Genomic DNA, 18,508 nt, shown 5'->3' with positions numbered 1-18,508 from the left:
TCAGGAGTTCCAAATGTACCAGGAGCGTTCGGCTTGAAGGTACAACATTTCCAGTCCATTTTTAATGGCAGCACCGGAAGCCGCACTTCGTTCCAAAAATTTAGTCAGCTCAGGATTGTAAACCAGGTCGTAAGAAAGGTGCTTATTCGTGATAAATTCATAAGGAATCTGCGGGCAGCTCTCTACATTAGGCGACATTCCCAAGGGTGTCGTGTTGATCAGCACCGTATATTCCTGCAGCATTTTTTCATTTACGTCCTCGTATAAGATCGTTCCTTCTGCCGGTTTTCTCGTTACGACTAAGAACGTGATCCCCAGTTTATGGAGTACGTATTTTATTGCTTTTGCAGCACCTCCATCGCCAAATATCAAGGCTTTAGTATGGTGTTCCTTTAAAAAAGGAAATAAAGAAGTTTCAAATCCATAAGCATCGGTATTGTAGCCTTTCAGCACAGCAACACCGTTTTCTCTCCGAATATCGATGCAATTTACGGCACCAATCTCTGCTGCTGCTTCATCCAGCTGATTTATGTAAGCCATCACACCCACTTTATGAGGGATGGTTACATTAATTCCGCAAATTTCTTCATCAGCAATCAGCTCCGGAAAGGAACTGATGTTTTCAATTGGATAGAGCTCGTACTCACAATCAGCGATTTGCGCTTGCGCGAACTTCTCTGTAAAATATTTTTTTGAAAAGGAATGAGATAAGGGATACCCAATGAGGCCAAATTTCTTCATTTGTATAAATGTAGGGTTACAATTTATCCAGGTTCAGAAAATGATCAAAAGTATCACCTCTTAAGCCCAAACGGATAGTTTCCAAAGGAATAGTTTCCGCAGGAGCGATATTTCCAAGGTTTACATTGGCTCCTAAAAGCTTAATAAACCAAACTTGTTGTTCTTTTTGCGGCGCTTCCCAGATGATGGTTTCCTCAGGAATTTGAGTAAGAATTTCATCTACTAATCCTTCCCTCACTTCTCCAGAACCTCTGTAGATGCCAACATTTCCACCTTCTCTAGCTTCAGCGATTACTTTCCATGAGCCAGCTTGCAGTTCTGCATTCATCAATTTGATCCATTTGTATGGAGCAAAAATCTTTGCAGCATCTTTGGAGCCTACTTCAGAAATTACAGTGACTTGTTTTGCTAATTTCTGAATGAATTCGCATTTAAGGTCGTGTTCAATGGTAATAGAGCCATCAGAAACTTCAGCATATTCCATCTGATATTTATCCAGCACTCTGCAATAGTCGTCAAACTGATTACGAATTACAAAAGCTTCGAATAATGTCCCTCCAAAATAAGTAGGAATTCCTGCATCTCTATAAATTGCGAGCTTCTCTTTTAAGTTAGGCGTTACAAACGAAGTTGCCCAGCCTAATTTTACAATATCAGTATGTACTCCGGCAACTTCAATGAAATCTTCAGTTTGTCTTAAGCTTAGTCCTTTATCCATGACCATTGTAATTCCTTTATTGCGTGGCTTTACAGATCTTTCGGGTATATTATTTAATGGGTAGTTCATATTGGTCACAAAGGTGAAAAAAAAATGGACAGTTTTTATCAGGTATATCTAATAAAAAATGGTAACATTATTTAACATAGCGGTTAATCACTTCTATTATTGAGCCATTATCTTGCAATTGCGGCAAATATTCAAACAAAATATAGTGTTTATCCGGATCAGTCACCAACGCAGTTTCCAAATAAACAAGTGCATCATTTTTCTCTCCAAGGGCAAACAGATAGGCCACCATACGGTAATATAATTCTGCGGCATCCGGGTTATTTTTTATCCCGTCTAAAATCGTTTCTGAAGCCTCCAGCAGCCTTCCCTGCTCATAAAGCACTGTAGAAAAGTCCAGCCAGGCTTCAATATCCACCGGATTAAACTCCAGAACCTTATAGTAAGCTTCAATAGATTCTTCAATCTGTCCGAGTTTATAAAAGGCATCAGCCATAGCAAACCAGAAGTCTGGATTTTCGTCGTCCAGTTCTAAAGCTTTGCGGTAAAAATGAAGGGATTCAAAATAGCGCTCTTCAAAATTGAGGGTCACTCCTATTCCGAACCAAGCATCTGCCATTTTAGCATCCATTTTCACGGATTTCTTGTAATAAGCACGCGCTTCGTCCATTAAATCCAGCTTTTCATAGCATTCTCCGATAGCACAATACGTATCCGCATTAGGCGGTTCGTACTCAAAAGTATGTTTATACACTTCAATAGCTTCCGCAAAACGGTCTAGCTGTACCAATGCATTTCCTTTATTATAATAAGCAGAAGCAAAATTATCCTTGATTAAAATTGCATAATCATAAGCGTCGATCGCTTTTTCAAAGAGGTCGAGTTTATGATACGAATTGGCAAGGTTATACCATGCCGCATAAGAATAGGGGTCATTATCAATATATTCCTGATAAAACTTAATGCTTTCTTCTTGTTTATCCAGGATATCATAACAAAATGCAAGCTCATATAAGCCATCTTTGTTTTCCATATCTTGTTCCAAACTACGTTTGATATAAACAATTGCTTGTTCATAATCGAGCATATTTTGATAAACATAAGCGATTTGTAACAGGATTTCATCGGTAGATTCAGCAAAACCCAATGCGATCTGAAAATTATCCAATGCTTCCGCATAACGTTCCAGACTGTTGTAAATGTTGCCGCGTAAGATATAAATCTCCGCTTCCGAAGCTTCTAGCATTTCCGCTTTTTGCAAAGAAAGAAATGACCTTTCAACCTGATCCGTCACAAAAAATAACTGTGCTTGTTTCACCAGAAATACAGCGGCATAAGGGTGCTGATTCACTGCATAATCAGTCACTTGCAGTGCCTTTACAGGATCACTCTTCTCGATATAATAATCAATAATATTTTCAAAAGCCTGCGCATCGAAGAAGTACTGATCCTGATTACGTATCATCTCCTCATAACGTTCTACAGAACGTTGCGCATCATCACTAAACTCAAATAAAAACTCCTCTTCCATGTTGCGAATAATTAAAGAACAGATCCCAGATTTTAAAAACACAATATAAGTTTACAAATTAAATATTTGCACAAACTAATTAATTTTCAACATCCACACACCCGAACCCTAAATGACTAACAGTAATATTTTTTGGCAAAAGGCTCGGGGAAAATGAGTTGACCGCTTTTTGCAATAGAGATAATGATCACAATTATCTTGCAAAATAACATAACTTTAAATGAAAACCTGTAAAATTCAGGTCAGAAAAGAAACCAAATATTAAAAAAACGGTTGTAAAAGGCAGACATCCTCCTCAGGATAAAGCTTTATCACCGTTCATAAACCGTAAAACGAATGAAAAAAAACATCAGTTCCGTTTTAAAAAACTTAGGGATTCAGGAGCTCAATCCTGCATACAGCACTGGCCAGATCTGGTCAGCAGCAAAAAATGCCAAAACTATAGATAGCTTTTCGCCGGTAGACGGGCAAAAGATTGCCCGCATACAGGTGGCTACCGCCGAAGATTATGAAACCGTCATGAAAACTGCGGAAAATGCGTTTCAATACTGGCGTAGCTTGCCTGCACCAAAACGCGGCGACATTGTCCGTCAGTTTGGGGATGCATTAAGAGCCGCAAAAGAAGATTTGGGCACCCTGGTCTCTTATGAAATGGGGAAAAGTTTACAGGAAGGATTCGGCGAAGTACAGGAAATGATAGATATCTGTGATTTTGCAGTCGGACTTTCCCGTCAGCTGTATGGTTTGACGATGCACTCGGAAAGGCCGCATCACCGGATGTATGAACAATGGCACCCGATGGGAATCGTAGGCGTCATTTCGGCCTTCAATTTCCCGGTAGCTGTATGGAGCTGGAACACGGCATTGGCACTGGTATGTGGGAATGTCTGCGTGTGGAAACCCTCTTCAAAAACACCATTATGTGCCATTGCTTGTCAGCAGATCATCTCAAAAGTACTCAAGGACAACGATATGCCAGAAGGCATCAGTAACCTGTTGATTGGCAATGCTGTAGGCGACATGATCAATAATGACAAACGGATTCCGCTGGTCTCCTTTACCGGATCTACCCGAATTGGCCGTACCGTTGCGACTGCGGTAGCAGGGAGATTCGGCAGAAGTATCCTGGAACTTGGTGGGAACAACGCCATTATTATTTCAAAGGATGCCGATTTAGAAATGTCCATCATTGGAGCTGTGTTTGGCGCAGTGGGTACTGCCGGACAACGCTGTACCTCTACCCGCAGGCTGATCATCCATGAAGACATCTTTGAAGATTTTAAAAATAGATTGGTTAAAGCTTATGGGCAGTTGAGAATCGGTGATCCCTTAGACCAATACCACCATGTAGGGCCATTAATCGATACCGCAGCTGTGGATATGTACAGCAAAGCGATCGAAAAGGGAATCCAGGAAGGTGCGGAGTTTGTAGTGGAAGGAGGCGTTCTCTCCGGCGAAAACTATAATTCCGGCTGTTATGTAAAACCTTGCGTGGCAGTAGTAAAAAATCATTTTGAAATTGTACAGGAAGAAACTTTTGCCCCTATTCTTTACCTGATCAAATATAAAACGCTCGAAGAGGCCATTGCCTTACAAAATGGCGTACCGCAAGGACTATCCTCAGCCATCATGACATTAAACCTTAGGGAAGCCGAACAGTTTTTATCGGCCTCAGGCTCCGACTGTGGCATTGCGAACGTAAACATCGGTACTTCAGGTGCAGAAATCGGCGGTGCTTTTGGTGGCGAGAAGGAAACTGGTGGCGGTAGGGAAAGTGGCTCTGATGCTTGGAAAGGCTATATGCGCAGGCAAACGAATACCATCAATTATGCGAATACTTTACCCTTGGCGCAAGGCATCAAGTTTGATTTATAGGGCAGCATCATCTGCCAGAAGCAAGGTTTTTAAATAAATTGAACTAAAAAAAGCGACGGGAAGTATCTCCCGCCGCTTTGTTATAGTACCGCAAATCTTTCTTTTCTATTTCACTAAAGTCGTTTTCGTGTTTGCAGTAATTCCATTTTCAAGGAAAGTGCTCTCAGTTTTCAAGGCAGCAAAATCCGTAGTATTCAGCACAGACGTTTTATTTTTCACTAAAATATGCTCGTTAGCAGTTCCAAGCAGTTTCAAATCTGAGCTGCCATTGGTTACGGTGTACAAGCTTTTGATATTACCTTTAAATGTTGCTTTAGCATCATCGTTCAGGAATACTTGTAATACATTCAGGTCAAACTTCCCTAAAGTGGCTACTTTAGCGCCATTTGAAACCTCAATTCTGTGTAAATCTTTCACATAAATAACTACATCTAAAGTTTCTTTTGCATCAGAGTTAATGATTAAGGTATAGCCTTTCTGCTTAAATGTCAGCTCATTGCCTTCCACTTCACTCTTTACTTCCAGTCTTTCATTTTTACTTTGAATCAAAGTTACCTTCACATTTCCACGTACATCAATCTTATTGAAAGGTCTTTCAGGACTGATAGCGGTTGGTGTAGTTGCTGCCATCGATACATTTGTAAATGCAGAGGTAGATAACACAATTGCGGTTAGGGTTAGGGCGATTAATGATTTTACAGCGGTTTTCATAATATTTTGATTTTAAATGATTTCTTAAGGTTTTGTAGATAAGACGCCTCCATTTCAGAAACGTTTCAACAACTTTTACCGTTTTAGACCATAATGAAAGAATCCCCGACCAAAGGCCTATTTTTTTCGACGAACGGGCAGAAAAAAAAATAGCTAAATCCGGTATTTTATTTGAAAGAAGTTCAATTTGCTGTATGTTTAAAGATTTTTAAATGCTTACCCTCCCTTTGTTTTAACCTTTAGCTGATGTTACGAGTAGATAGTTCTAAGCCCTGTAAAATTGTTTATTCCTTGTGTAAACACGAATTTTTCGGTTATTTGATAGAGCCTCATATTGTCCAGCTGAACCCTCAGGGAGACTTTTCATTAACTTACCAACGAATTTTTTCTCATACCGCCTCAGAATTCGCGGCACACCTGACAGAAAAAGATTTCAAGCTGATTAAAATTCTGGATGAAACCGAGCAGGACTTCATCATCAAGAAATTCCATAAGAAGCCCATTCGTCCGGTAGAATTCTTCAGCAAGTTCTTCAATGATAAGTTTTATGAGAATGTAAGACCAAAGATTGAAAAGAAACTGGCAGAGGCTTTGGAGCTGATTAAAAAGGATGGAGCATTGTATCAGATGGACAGTGATGGCTGGCCTGCAGAGCGAAAAATTGAACTCGCTGCTGAACCAGCTACGGTATTGTTTCATTTTAGGCGCAACGCGATGGAAACCCGCTATTTCCCGACCATCAAATACCAGGGAATGCGTATTGATTTCATGTTTCAAGAAGCACAGGTGGTGAGTAACCAACCGGCCTGGCTTCTGCTGAATGATGTACTATACTTCTTCGAACAAGACATTGAGGGTAAAAAACTGCTGCCTTTTTTAAACAAACGCTACATCACGATTCCTAAATCAACGGAAGGCGCTTATTTTGAAAAGTTTGTCGCTCCACTGATTGAAAAATACCATGTATATGCGGAAGGATTTGACATCAAAACCGAGAAACATGAACCTACACCAGTGATCAAGGTGATTTATGTGGATGCAGGTATCTCTCAGTTACAATTATACTTTAGGTATGATGCCCATGCTTTTGCAATGGGCAATGAGAAAAAGATAACCGTACACATAGAAAAAAAAGAAGACAATTATATCTTCACCCGCATCAAAAGAGATGCAACATGGGAAAAACAAAAATTTAACTTTCTGACCGCTCTTGGGCTTAAAAAGGTTAGTCCGCTGGATCATAATCTCGAATTGCCCGCACATGCAGATGAAAATCAGAGCTATGCGATACTCAACTGGGTAAATGAACATATTGAGCAATTGAAATCGGAAGGATTTGAAATTGAACAAGACCAGAGTGCTAAGAAATTCCAGTTCGCCAGTAACAAGATTGATTTTGAAATTAAAGAAGACAATGACTGGTTCGACATCCATGCGATCGTGTATTTCGGTCAGCACCCCATCCCATTTATTGCCCTAAAACAACATATCCTACATAAAAAAAGAGAGTTTACCCTTCCTGATGGCTCCATTGCGATCATTCCTGAAAAATGGTTTACCCAATATGGAAGTCTGTTTAGCCTTTCTGATGGCAGCAAGGAACTGAAGTTAAAAAAACACCACATCGGGCTGATCAATGAGTTGGCGGAAGATGGCATTGCCAATGTTACGCTGAGTCGTAAGCTGCAAAGATTGAATGATTTTGAAAATATTGCTGATACTAAAATGCCGGTACATTTTAAAGGAGACCTACGCAGCTATCAGAAAGCAGGATACAATTGGTTTAGCTTTTTAAGGGAGTATAATTTTGGTGGCTGCCTGGCGGATGATATGGGTTTAGGTAAAACCATTCAGACCCTGGCGATGCTGCAAAAAATTAAAGAAGAAGATGAAGAGCAGTCGACAAAAAGTACGTCACTGATTATTATGCCTACTTCTCTGATCTATAACTGGCTGAATGAGGCGAAGAAATTTACTCCGAAACTAAAGATTCATGCCCATACCGGCAGTTCCAGGAACAAAGACATCAGTCAATTTGCGAAATACGACATCATCATCACCACTTATGGCATTACCCGCGTAGACATAGATTTACTGAAGGATTATTATTTCAACTATATCATTTTAGATGAAAGTCAGAACATAAAAAATCCTTCTTCAAAATCTTTTAAAGCCGTAAAAACATTGAAATCCAGGCATAAGCTGATCCTGAGCGGTACACCGGTAGAAAATTCGGTGAGTGACCTCTGGACACAGCTCACTTTCTTAAATCCAGGTTTATTAGGTACACAAACCTTCTTCAACGATGAATATGTACAGGCCATTGAGAAAAGAAAAGATGAGGAAAAGGCCAGGAAACTACAGGCCATCATCAAACCCTTTGTCTTGCGCAGAACCAAGGAGCAGGTAGCCTCTGAGCTTCCAGCAAAAACAGAGCAGGTAATTTATTGCGACATGTCTGAAGATCAGGCCGCTTATTATGAGGAAACAAAATCAGCCTATAGAAACGACTTGCTGAGCAGCATGGATGATGGTACTTATGCGAAAAAACAGGTCCAGCTGTTGCAAGGATTAACCGCATTGAGGCAGCTGGCCAATCACCCGGTGATGATTGATGAAAGCTATACCTCTGATTCCGGTAAGTTCGAAAACGTGATCCATACCCTAGATAATGTATTAAAAGGTGGTCATAAAGTGCTGATCTTCTCCCAATTTGTGAAACACTTGAATATTTTCAGGCAATATTTTGAGCAGGAAGAAATCCCTTTCTCCTACCTGGATGGTGCTACAAAAAACAGAGGAGAAATCGTGTCAGAGTTTCAGGAAAACACCGAATTGAAGGTGTTTCTGATCTCGATCAAAGCAGGTGGTGTCGGTTTAAACCTAACCCAGGCCGATTACGTATTTATTCTTGATCCCTGGTGGAATCCCGCTGTAGAGCAACAAGCCATTGACCGAACCCACCGTATCGGACAGGAAAAGAAAGTTTTCATTTACAAGTTTATCGCAAAAGATACGGTAGAGGAAAAAATCCTTGCCTTGCAAAACCGTAAGAAAAGACTGGCCAGCTCATTAATTACAACGGAAGAAAGCTTCTTCAAATCACTGAGCAAAGACGACATCAGGGAAATCCTGAATTAGCCTTAACAAAAAGCTACCCCTGCAAAAAAAGATAATATTCATCCCGACTGATCATGACTGCGCCCAGGCTCATCAAATGGTCATTCGGGAGCTGACAATCGATCAGCTGAAAGTTTTTATGCTGACATAACCAGATCAAACCTGCTTTAGAAGCATTGCTGACCAGGCTAAACATGCTTTCCCCGCAAAATACATTACCTATTTCCAGTCCGTATAATCCGCCGCACAAAAGTCCATCCTTCCAGACTTCCACACTTTTTGCAAATCCATGTTCGTGTAAAGCAATATAAGCCTCCTGCATTTCAGCTGTAATCCAAGTGCCCGGCTGGTCTTTTCTACCAACTTTCGCACAATTTCTGATCACCTCTGGAAAAGCTTCATTATAGGTGATTTTAAATACCCCATCTTTTAGAATTTTCATCATGCTTTTGCTAATCTTCACCTGATCTGGATGGATTACGCAGCGCTCATGAGGCGAATACCAACAAATAGGATCATCATCACTAAACCATGGAAAAATCCCATGATGATAGGCCAAAAGCAGTCTGTTGACACTCAAGTCTCCCCCTACTGCTAATAATCCATCCGGATCGGCTAATGCCGGGTCTGGAAAGCTAATCTCCTTTTCATCGAGTCTAAAAACCATGATGCAATAATAAAAACAATAATTTAATGTAACGAAGCCTTCCTTATTGTATCTTAAATAGAAAACAAGGTTATGAATTTAATAGGCAATATCATCTGGATTATTTTCGGCGGCATTTTCATATTTTTCGAATACATCATCGGAGGACTGATCTTATGCCTGACGATTATAGGTATCCCATTTGGCCTGCAATGTTTCAAATTTGCCATTGTGGGATTGGCACCGTTTGGGGTAAAAATCACAGATACTTCTTCCAATACTGGCTGCTTGTCTACCATCATGAACATCATATGGTTGGTTTTTGGCGGTTTCTGGATTGCTTTAACCCATTTGGTTTTCGGCCTGTTGTTTTGTATTACGATTATAGGTATTCCTTTTGGCAGACAACATTTCAAGTTAATGAACCTGGCCTTTACACCTTTCGGAAAATCAATCAGTTAAACAACACCTGATGCACTGGATTCTATAATTAATGAATTTCAATCAAACCTATTTTCTGCGCTTTCGTAAATGCCTCCTGACTGTCTTTAAACAAGCAAGTGTGGATCCCTATCGCTTCCATTTTCAGTAATATCGCAGACGTTTCCAGTTCCTTCTCTTTGCGCACGTTTCTAATGAATACTGCGGCTACATTTTGCGGAAACTTCTCTGCTATTGTCGCGTAAATAGAGGGGTCTTTCTGCGAGTTATCACCAAAAAGGATAAACTTTTGATTGGGAAAAACGGCCATAATCCTCCGCAAACGAATCAGTTTACCTTCATGCCCTGTTTTACCGGTTTTAATTAAGCTAGTCCAGCGTTTCAGCTGATTGAGCAAAAAGGCTCCTTCTGGCAGTCGGTTAAAACGAAACGTTTCTACCAGATAATCATAAAGATTCCACTCTGTACTGGATACATAAAAGAAAGGATTGGGCTGATCAGCGGTGGTATGAGATAAAGCGAGCAGGCGGTAGAATTCGGCGATGCCAGGAAAGGTTTTGCGCGTTCTGGGATTTTTAATAAACAGCTCCCGCAGTCTTCGTCCTATGGTGGCCGAATGGGAAACCATCACGGTATCATCCACATCAGAAATGATCGCATATTGGGTAATGTGTGGCACATATACTTTACCTAAAGCCTCACCAATCACAGCTCCATCTTTTGCAAATGCCTTTACCTTTACACCATGCCATCCAGCAGTTGCATTCTCAACAGCTTCCCATTCAAACTTAAAAAAGCCATCATAAGCAGTTTTTTGCTCTAGCAACTGTCCATTAAAATTAAGCTGTACCCTGGTAAATGCAGCGGGTTTAACAATAAACAGTTTTAAAAGATGGGCAATATTTACAAAGATATTGTTGCTGTAAACTTGTTTTGTTTTCGCTTTAAAGGTAAACACATGGCCATAAATAACCAGGTTATGGGTGTGTCCGTAGCCATGATATACTTTAACATTGCAGGATTTATTCATTGCTAATTAAAACAGAGTAAGCCGGAAGTTGTTTGTGGTATTAAACAATATCAATGGGAGCAGCTAATTTGAGTGCAAAATTACTTTTTATCGTTAACCCCGGTTCCGGAAACCAGGAAGTTAACTATTCCGAAGCTATAGCCCTTCATTTTAAAGAGCAGCCCCAGGAAATTCAGATTTTTGAGCTCCCTAAAAACTGCAGTCTTGAAAAAATAAAGCAAACCATTGATCAATCAAAGGCCAACCGTGTCATTGCTGTAGGCGGCGACGGTACGTTAAAACTCGTTGCCGAATGCTTACAGGGAACAAACACCCCGATAGGTATCATTCCTGCCGGTTCTGCTAATGGAATGGCCAAAGAATTGGGTATTCCATTGGACCTTGAGGCCGCACTACAAGTAGCTGCGAATGGTCAGCCAAAGAAAATCCACGCCATAAAAGTAAATGGAGAACTTTGTATTCATCTTGCCGATATCGGCTTTAATGCCTACATCATCAAGCGATTCGACAGTCTGCCCAGTCGTGGGATGATCGGTTACGCAAAAGCGGCCTGGCAAGCCCTTTGGAACCACCATAAAATGGAGATAGAGATAGAAATCAAAGGAAAACAGATCAACACCCAGGCAGCCATGGTGGTGATTGCCAATGCCACCAGCTATGGAACAGGCGTGAAAATCAACCCTGAAGGCAATTTATCGGATGATTTCTTTGAGGTCATTTTAGTCAAGAAATATACGGTACTGGAAATTTTAAAGGTCAGGTTTACAGAACTGCCATTTAATCCGGAAAAGATTGAACTCTTCCACACCAAAGACCTGTGTATCAAAACGAAGCACAAAGTACATTTTCAAGTAGATGGGGAGTACCTCGGAAAAGTGAACCGTGTGGAAGCCACTATCCTTCCTGCAGCTATTACGATCATCAGTCCATGATAAGCTGCCAGCTTTTTTTTCCTAATGGCAATACTGAGCAATGAGGTCATCAGCCATCCTGGAACCCATATTTTTGACAAATAGAAAATCTTCGCAGGCACCTTGAGGATCTTTTTGTTTCAGCTTGCGCTTCCCATCTTTTATCCTTTCCTGAAAGTAATCATCATCGTAACCCAACTCTTCTTTTAGCCTGGCAAACCTGGCCTCATCTTCCGGTTTATACCCTACTGTTTCCTTGTTTTTATAGAAATTCTGGATCACTGCCGTGAGGGAGGCGTTGGATACATAATTAGCGATTGCCAGGTTAATATCTGTCTTGGTTTTCCCATCGCAGCCAGATCCGGAAAGCTCAAATTTAATGGGTGCAAGCAGTACTATGGTAGAATCATGGCTTTTAGGAACCTCCCATTTACCGCTGCTCAGACGGATCAGCCGGAGTGCTTCATCGTCCAGGTCTGTGCCCATACCTGAACGAATTGCGGAATAGGTCAGCTCTCCCTGGTCATTGAGTTTAAATTCAATGGTCACCAGACCTTGGATACAATTGCGCAGGGAATATGGCGGATACACCTTTTTTTCCATGACAAATCTGTCCAGCCCCCCTTTTAATCTAGGTTGCGACTGTACCGAAAATCCGAACAGCAGGAAGCATAAGAGAAGAATTTTTCCCATACCCTAACTTACGGAAATTAAATCAATGCAGCTTTAAAAGTATGTTTTAATATTGCGGAAGGATCTGGAGAGTTCAGGAGAAATGCCGCCTTTTGAGAAAACTGACACACGCCAGGGTAATCACCTTTAGCAGTATACAGGTTAAATATCAATTGAAAATGAAGGTGAGGAGGCCATTGACCGTTTTCTTCAGGGACGCCAAAAGCTGCGAATGCAGCACCTTTAGCTATTTTTTGCCCTACTACCAAGCCGCTTAATGAAGCTAAGCTCAGGTGTCCGTACAAAGCATGAAACACCTGGCTATTGATCGTGTATTTAAGAATAATGGTTGCCCCATAATCTCCATAGTGGTCATTGAATTTAAAGCTGTGGACTTCCGCATCATAAAAGTTATAGACAGTTGTTCCTGCAGGGCCCCAGATGTCAACACCAAGATGTAATCTGCGAGGCTCTTCATCACTATCAAAATGATGACTCCGGGCATAGATCGTCCGGTGTTCATCATATCCACCAATCCCATAACGGGCATTGGCCTTCGCCAAATGACCTGTAATCCAACTGCTAAAAACTGCCGTATCGGCCAATATTTCCGGACTCAGCTCCGTATTGCTAACGGTGAAATTAAAAGGATGCAATTGATCCGTTGAGGGATCAAAATCTACCACCTTTCCGATCTCTACCCCTTCCAGATTTAATGGATGCTTTGCGACTGCTGTTTCCTGCATATTATTTTAGCGCTATAAATTAGTCCGCTGTTTCTTCTGTATCTGGCTGTCTAGGCTCTTTTGCAATCTTGTCAAAAATTTTATCCATGTGCTGTACATACTCATTGGTATCGTCAAGGAAGAAGGTTAAGGTAGGAACAACTCTTGCCTGGTGGCGAATTCTTGCCCCTAATTTATACCTGATCTCACTAGAATGAGCATTTATTTCTGCCACAGATAATGTGGTATTGTTGGTGTTTAAAAAGCTTAAATAAACCTTTGCTACCGCTAAATCCGGAGAAACACGGACTTTAGTAATGGTAACCAGGGTATTTGGTAAATATGCTGCTCCTTCACGTTGAAATATACTAGCTAATTCCTCTTGCAGGACTCCGGCAAATTTCTGCTGACGTTTACTTTCCATAATTATTCCAATCTTAATATTAATATAACAGCTTATCGTAAGGATAGCGCTCTGTATGTAAAGTCTTTACTTTATCGTACAATAATTGTTTAAATTCTTCTAAATTCTCTTTGTGCAAGGCTGAGATAAACATCGCAGGGGCATTGTTCGCTGCCATCCAACTGTGTTCAAACTCTTCAATGGTCAATGTAGACTTCTCTCCATTTTCCAGATCAACTTCCGGACTCACATACGCATCAATTTTATTGAACAGCATGATCGTCGGCTTATCTCTTGCACCCAGGTCTTTTAAGGTTTCATTGACCACATTGATCTGATCTTCAAAATTAGGATGAGAAATGTCTACCACATGGATCAAAACGTTTGCTTCACGCACCTCATCGAGGGTCGATTTGAAACATTCGATCAAATGGTGAGGTAGTTTGCGAATAAACCCTACCGTATCCGACAAAAGGAAAGGCACGTTTTCGATTACCACTTTACGCACGGTAGTGTCTAAAGTAGCGAACAATTTATTTTCCGCGAATACTTCCGATTTCGACAGCATGTTCATGATAGTAGACTTACCCACGTTGGTATAACCTACTAATGCTACACGGATCAGTTCAGAACGGTTTTTCCTTTGTGTCTCATTCTGCTTGTCGATGAGTTTCAGACGTTCTTTTAAAAGTGCGATTTTCTCCAAAATCATCCTTCTATCACTTTCAATCTGAGTTTCACCGGGACCTCTCATTCCGATTCCCCCTTTTTGGCGCTCCAAGTGGGTCCATAAACGGGTTAATCGCGGCAATAAGTATTGCAACTGAGCCAGCTCCACCTGCGTTCTCGCCTGTGCGGTCTGCGCCCTGCCTGCAAAAATATCCAGGATCAGGTTACTCCTGTCCAGCACTTTTACCTGCAGTTCACGCTCAATATTTCTCAGTTGTGAAGGTGACAATTCATCATCAAACACCACTAAATCTATTTCTTCCGACTTCACATAAGCCGCTATTTCTTCTAATTTTCCTGTACCTACAAAAGTGCTCCGGTCAGGCTTCTCCATTTTTTGAGTAAAAATATGCGTCACCACACCTCCGGCAGTATCTACCAGAAATGCCAGTTCATCCAAATACTCTTTGGTTTCTTCCGGTTTTTCACCTTGTCTTATTACGCCAACAAGAACAGCACGTTCAGGTTTAAGCGCGGTATCAAAATATTTTTGCTTTCCCATGTAAAATACAAAGATACAAAAGTTATACCGAGATCAGCTGACTGACAAAGTCGGCCATGGATGCTCCTGGATTTTGAGTTTTCATAAAGTTTTCACCGATTAGGAAACCGTCAAATCCAGCGGATCGCAATTCATTGATGGTCACCGGATCACTGATGGCACTTTCAGAGATTTTCAAAAAGTCATCAGGAATCTCGTCTACCAATTCAAAAGAAGTCTGAATATTAACAGAGAAATCAGCTAGATTTCTGTTATTCACGCCAATTGCATCCAACTCAGGAATCACGCTTCTTTGCAGCTCATCCAGATTATGAACCTCGAGTAACACGTTTAATCCAAGGCTTTTAGCAAACACAGCTAAGTCCTCAATCTCATCTGGTGTTAGAATCGCAGCAATCAGCAAAATAATATCTGCCCCCAATGCTTTGGCCTCTAGAATCTGATATTCATCGATCATGAAATCTTTTCGAAGAATTGGGATATTGTTCAGCGCCCTTGCCGCCAGTAAATCATTGGTATGGCCGCCAAAGAAATCTACATCCGTCAGTACAGAAAGCGCCGAAGCCCCTGCTGCTGCATAAGCAGTAGTCACCTCTTCTACAGTCACTTTGTCATTAATGATGCCTTTTGAAGGCGAACGTCGCTTAAACTCGGCAATGATTCCTGAACGCTTTTCATCCAAAAGAAACTCTTCAAAAGAATAAGGTACGCGGTTGAAATGCAATGCAGCCTCTAGCATTTTTATAGAAACCAGTTCTTTGGCCAGCGCCACTTCTTCGCGCTTGCGAAGGACAATTTTATCTAAAATATTCATCTTTTAAGCTTCTAACCAGTTTTTCATCATTTCCTTACCAAAGTCTGTCAGCACACTTTCCGGATGAAACTGAACGCCTCTAACATCATATTCTTTGTGTCTTAGCGCCATAATCTCCCGGTCTTTGTCTGTGGCAGTTATGGTTAAACAGTCCGGTAAACCTTCCGCATTGACTACCCAAGAATGGTAACGGCCAACATTGATCACCTCTGGACAATTTTTGAAAAGAATTTCTTCTTTATCCAGCACCTGAATTGGGGTGGCAATGCCATGCATTGGCCTACCTAAATTCAATAAAGTACCGCCAAATGCCTGAGCAATGGCTTGCTGCCCTAAACAGACACCAAATATACTCTTGATTGCTGCATATTCTTTAATCACATCCAATAACAAACCTGCTTCTTCTGGAATACCAGGGCCTGGCGACAGGATAATTTTATCGTATTGTGCTACATCAGACAATTTGAACTTATCATTTCTCCATACTTCCACTTCTCTTCCTAACTCGTTTACCAGGTGGACTAAATTATAAGTGAATGAATCGTAATTGTCAATTACCAATACTTTCTTTTGCATCTCTCTATCGTTTGTCATGTTATATCCCTGCGGCCATTTCTACAGCTCTTCGAAGAGCTGCAATTTTGTTATTTACTTCCTGCATTTCATTTTCAGGGATAGAATCGGCCACAATACCCGCTCCTGCCCTATAGTGCAATTCATTGTTTTTACTCATAAAAGTACGGATCATAATGGCATGGTTAAAGGTGTCATTAAAGCCCATATATCCGATGGCACCCGCATAAAAATTACGTCCTAATCCTTCGTACTCATCAATCAGCTGCATGGCGCGATATTTTGGTGCACCGCTCAATGTTCCTGCGGGATACGTATCAGCCACCACTTTGAAGGAGGAAACATCTTTTTGAAGATTCCCGCTAACTTTAGAAACCAGGTGTATCAAATGAGAATAATATTGTACTTCTTTAAATGACTTCACCTCTACACCACTGCAATGTCTGCTCAGGTCATTTCTTGCCAGATCTACCAACATCACATGTTCTGCGCTTTCCTTAGGATCCTGCTCCAGTTTTCGGGCCAGTTCAGCGTCTTCTTCGTCATTTCCGGTACGTTTAAAGGTTCCTGCAATCGGGAAGATATTGGCTACATTATTTTTGATGGTGATTTGTGCTTCGGGAGAAGAACCAAATAACTTGAAGCTTCCATAGTCGAAATAGAAAAGATACGGAGAAGGATTGATAGAGCGCAGGCAACGGTATACATTAAACTCATCACCCAAAAATCCTTGTTTAAACGCTCTTGATGGTACAATTTGAAAAACATCACCTCTTAAAATGTGTTTTTTCATTTTGTCGACGATGTCCATAAAGCCCTGGTCCGTTAAGTTAGAATGCTCCTCTCCTGTAGTTTTGAAACTATATTCCGGGAAGTTTTTATTCTGCACCAGGTACTCCATTTTCTCCAGGTCATCATCTTCATCCCCGTTAAAAGTATTTTTGAACAGGGTCACTTCATTCTTAAAGTGGTCAATGGCAATGATGTACCGGTAAATGTGGTACTGCATCATCGGGATGTCCTCTCCTTCAGGAGAAGTTGCCTGGAAAGAAATGTCTTCAAAATGCTGAATGGCATTCCAGGTGAAATAACCAAATAAACCGTTAGAGATATAGCGCGTATCATTTACTACGCCAGGCTCGAATTGCTGCTTAAAAGCATCAATTTCTTCAGTGAGCACAAAGTTCTCTTTTTCCACTTTCTTTCCATCGGGGAAATAGGTCGATAAGATGCCATTCTTCAATACGATCCCGGCCACTGGCTGGGCACACACGTAACTCACCGAATTCTCGCGACTGTGGTAATCGGAACTTTCCAATAAAATGGTATTCGGATATACATCCCTTAACCTCAGGTAAATACTTACCGGAGTAGTGGTATCCGCAAGGCGCTTCTTGTAAGTGGTGTTAATGATATAATTCTTCATCTTAAATCTTAGTTTTCATCAGTATGCAATTGTATTTCATCGCCGTCATAAAAATTTTTATACAAAAAAACCCGACGTGTGGTTACGTCGGGTTTATAAGTGTGGTTTGGTTTAGGTTGATAAACTATAAGGTACACGAAGCTACGACGAAACTCTTTTCAGAATTACTGCGCCATTGCCAAGTATGTATATTGTTAATCATGTGCAACAAAAATATAAATAAATCTTACAACACCAAATTAAATTGTGAAATTTTATGATGCTCCCCAGAATGTCCTTGTAGAATCAACCTGAGTCATTTGAATGATAGAGGCAACGATAACAATCAGTCCAAGGCCAAAATAAAGAGCGATAGTACGGTGTTTACTCGCTGCATCGTCGATACGTTTCGATCTTGCATTACCAACAGTCACTAAAATAGCCGCAAAAATCATCATTCCGATATGCTCCATTTTCCAATATCTAATGCCTGCCTGAACCAATGGACTCAAGAAATATAAGCCCAATCCAAATAATATTTGGGTATGTACAAAGATCAATGTGAAAACATTTATCTTTCTATTTGCTTCTGTATATGGTTTTTTGCCTAACCATCCAGCCAATGCCTGAACGATTGCCAACACCAACATAATTAAAACCAGGTAACGCCATCCTGAGTGCGCACTTTTCAAAATATGATAGAAATCCATAACAAGTTTTTCTTTCAAACTTAACCAATAAAATACATTTTTAAAAAAAGGAAAAATAGTAATCGATATTTAAAATCATTATAAACTAATAGCGTTATAGTTAGCAAGATCTGCTTTTCCTTGAATACTCCACATTTGTAGACGAATGTTACACAATTGTGGAAAAGACCAGCTCAATTGTGGTCAATCGCATCCTTATTTTAGCCGTTAATTCACATTTCTTGCCAACATATTACACATTA

At 40.7% G+C, this 18,508-nt stretch carries 18 protein-coding genes; 4 read left to right on the top strand and 14 right to left on the bottom strand.

All coding sequences use genetic code 11. The annotated features are described in order from the left end of the window. The 3 genes from H9X96_RS15955 to H9X96_RS15945 form a co-directional block, all read right to left on the bottom strand. Nucleotides 1–741, bottom strand: a complete 741-nt coding sequence (locus H9X96_RS15955) for a shikimate dehydrogenase (RefSeq protein WP_187667246.1) — start codon at nucleotides 739–741, stop codon at nucleotides 1–3. Nucleotides 742–757: 16 nt separating this feature from the next. Then, nucleotides 758–1,528, bottom strand: coding sequence for a phosphosulfolactate synthase (locus H9X96_RS15950; RefSeq protein ID WP_187667245.1), 771 nt, complete (start codon nucleotides 1,526–1,528; stop codon nucleotides 758–760). 67 nt (nucleotides 1,529–1,595) lie between these two features. Next, nucleotides 1,596–2,999 (bottom strand): tetratricopeptide repeat protein, encoded by a 1,404-nt coding sequence (locus tag H9X96_RS15945; RefSeq protein ID WP_187667244.1) that lies wholly within the window; start codon nucleotides 2,997–2,999, stop codon nucleotides 1,596–1,598. Nucleotides 3,000–3,335: 336 nt separating this feature from the next. On the opposite strand from H9X96_RS15945, the gene H9X96_RS15940 reads away from it, so the two are divergent. Further along, nucleotides 3,336–4,874 carry an aldehyde dehydrogenase family protein gene (locus H9X96_RS15940; RefSeq protein ID WP_187667243.1) on the top strand — a complete coding sequence of 513 codons (1,539 nt, stop codon included), beginning with the start codon at nucleotides 3,336–3,338 and terminating at the stop codon, nucleotides 4,872–4,874. A 105-nt stretch (nucleotides 4,875–4,979) separates the two neighbouring features. Here H9X96_RS15940 and H9X96_RS15935 read toward each other — a convergent pair whose 3' ends face one another. Next, on the bottom strand, nucleotides 4,980–5,585 hold the full coding sequence (locus tag H9X96_RS15935; protein WP_187667242.1) for a GIN domain-containing protein: 606 nt from the start codon (nucleotides 5,583–5,585) through the stop codon (nucleotides 4,980–4,982). 246 nt (nucleotides 5,586–5,831) lie between these two features. Between H9X96_RS15935 and H9X96_RS15930 the strand changes: the two genes are divergently transcribed. Further along, a complete protein-coding gene (locus tag H9X96_RS15930; protein WP_187667241.1) occupies nucleotides 5,832–8,726 on the top strand; it encodes a DEAD/DEAH box helicase in 2,895 nt (964 codons plus the stop codon). 13 nt (nucleotides 8,727–8,739) lie between these two features. Here H9X96_RS15930 and aat read toward each other — a convergent pair whose 3' ends face one another. Beyond that, a complete protein-coding gene (gene aat, locus H9X96_RS15925) occupies nucleotides 8,740–9,372 on the bottom strand; it encodes a leucyl/phenylalanyl-tRNA--protein transferase (protein WP_187667240.1) in 633 nt (210 codons plus the stop codon). Nucleotides 9,373–9,444: 72 nt separating this feature from the next. Between aat and H9X96_RS15920 the strand changes: the two genes are divergently transcribed. Then, nucleotides 9,445–9,813 carry a YccF domain-containing protein gene (locus H9X96_RS15920; protein ID WP_187667239.1) on the top strand — a complete coding sequence of 123 codons (369 nt, stop codon included), beginning with the start codon at nucleotides 9,445–9,447 and terminating at the stop codon, nucleotides 9,811–9,813. Between the two features lie 28 nt (nucleotides 9,814–9,841). On the opposite strand, the gene H9X96_RS15915 is transcribed toward H9X96_RS15920, so the two are convergent. Beyond that, entirely contained in the window at nucleotides 9,842–10,822 is a 981-nt protein-coding gene (locus H9X96_RS15915) for an App1 family protein (protein ID WP_187667238.1), read from the bottom strand. A gap of 53 nt (nucleotides 10,823–10,875) precedes the next feature. On the opposite strand from H9X96_RS15915, the gene H9X96_RS15910 reads away from it, so the two are divergent. Then, nucleotides 10,876–11,754: a diacylglycerol kinase family protein gene (locus H9X96_RS15910; protein WP_187667237.1), complete on the top strand. Its 879-nt coding sequence runs from the start codon at nucleotides 10,876–10,878 to the stop codon at nucleotides 11,752–11,754. A gap of 21 nt (nucleotides 11,755–11,775) precedes the next feature. On the opposite strand, the gene H9X96_RS15905 is transcribed toward H9X96_RS15910, so the two are convergent. The 8 genes from H9X96_RS15905 to H9X96_RS15870 all read right to left on the bottom strand — a co-directional run bounded on the left by H9X96_RS15905 (nucleotide 11,776) and on the right by H9X96_RS15870 (nucleotide 18,284). Continuing rightward, on the bottom strand, nucleotides 11,776–12,426 hold the full coding sequence (locus tag H9X96_RS15905; protein WP_187667236.1) for an energy transducer TonB: 651 nt from the start codon (nucleotides 12,424–12,426) through the stop codon (nucleotides 11,776–11,778). A gap of 17 nt (nucleotides 12,427–12,443) precedes the next feature. After that, on the bottom strand, nucleotides 12,444–13,151 hold the full coding sequence (locus H9X96_RS15900; RefSeq protein ID WP_187667235.1) for a peptidoglycan DD-metalloendopeptidase family protein: 708 nt from the start codon (nucleotides 13,149–13,151) through the stop codon (nucleotides 12,444–12,446). Nucleotides 13,152–13,170: 19 nt separating this feature from the next. Beyond that, complete coding sequence (gene rbfA, locus H9X96_RS15895; RefSeq protein ID WP_187667234.1) at nucleotides 13,171–13,554, bottom strand: 30S ribosome-binding factor RbfA; 384 nt, start codon at nucleotides 13,552–13,554, stop codon at nucleotides 13,171–13,173. A 19-nt stretch (nucleotides 13,555–13,573) separates the two neighbouring features. After that, nucleotides 13,574–14,764 (bottom strand): GTPase HflX, encoded by a 1,191-nt coding sequence (gene hflX, locus H9X96_RS15890; RefSeq protein WP_187667233.1) that lies wholly within the window; start codon nucleotides 14,762–14,764, stop codon nucleotides 13,574–13,576. A 22-nt stretch (nucleotides 14,765–14,786) separates the two neighbouring features. Next, nucleotides 14,787–15,578: an indole-3-glycerol phosphate synthase TrpC gene (gene trpC / locus H9X96_RS15885; protein WP_187667232.1), complete on the bottom strand. Its 792-nt coding sequence runs from the start codon at nucleotides 15,576–15,578 to the stop codon at nucleotides 14,787–14,789. Nucleotides 15,579–15,581: 3 nt separating this feature from the next. Beyond that, nucleotides 15,582–16,154: an aminodeoxychorismate/anthranilate synthase component II gene (locus H9X96_RS15880; RefSeq protein ID WP_187667281.1), complete on the bottom strand. Its 573-nt coding sequence runs from the start codon at nucleotides 16,152–16,154 to the stop codon at nucleotides 15,582–15,584. A gap of 19 nt (nucleotides 16,155–16,173) precedes the next feature. Continuing rightward, a complete protein-coding gene (locus H9X96_RS15875; protein ID WP_187667231.1) occupies nucleotides 16,174–17,577 on the bottom strand; it encodes an anthranilate synthase component I family protein in 1,404 nt (467 codons plus the stop codon). Nucleotides 17,578–17,831: 254 nt separating this feature from the next. Continuing rightward, a complete protein-coding gene (locus H9X96_RS15870; protein WP_370576748.1) occupies nucleotides 17,832–18,284 on the bottom strand; it encodes a cytochrome B in 453 nt (150 codons plus the stop codon). Between the last annotated feature and the right edge of the window lie 224 nt (nucleotides 18,285–18,508).

The sequence above is a fragment of the Pedobacter sp. N36a genome, assembly GCF_014472395.1.
Taxonomy (GTDB): Bacteria; Bacteroidota; Bacteroidia; order Sphingobacteriales; family Sphingobacteriaceae; genus Pedobacter.
The sequence above is the reverse complement of the archived record's forward strand: the minus strand, read 5'-3'. Positions and strand labels throughout refer to the sequence as shown.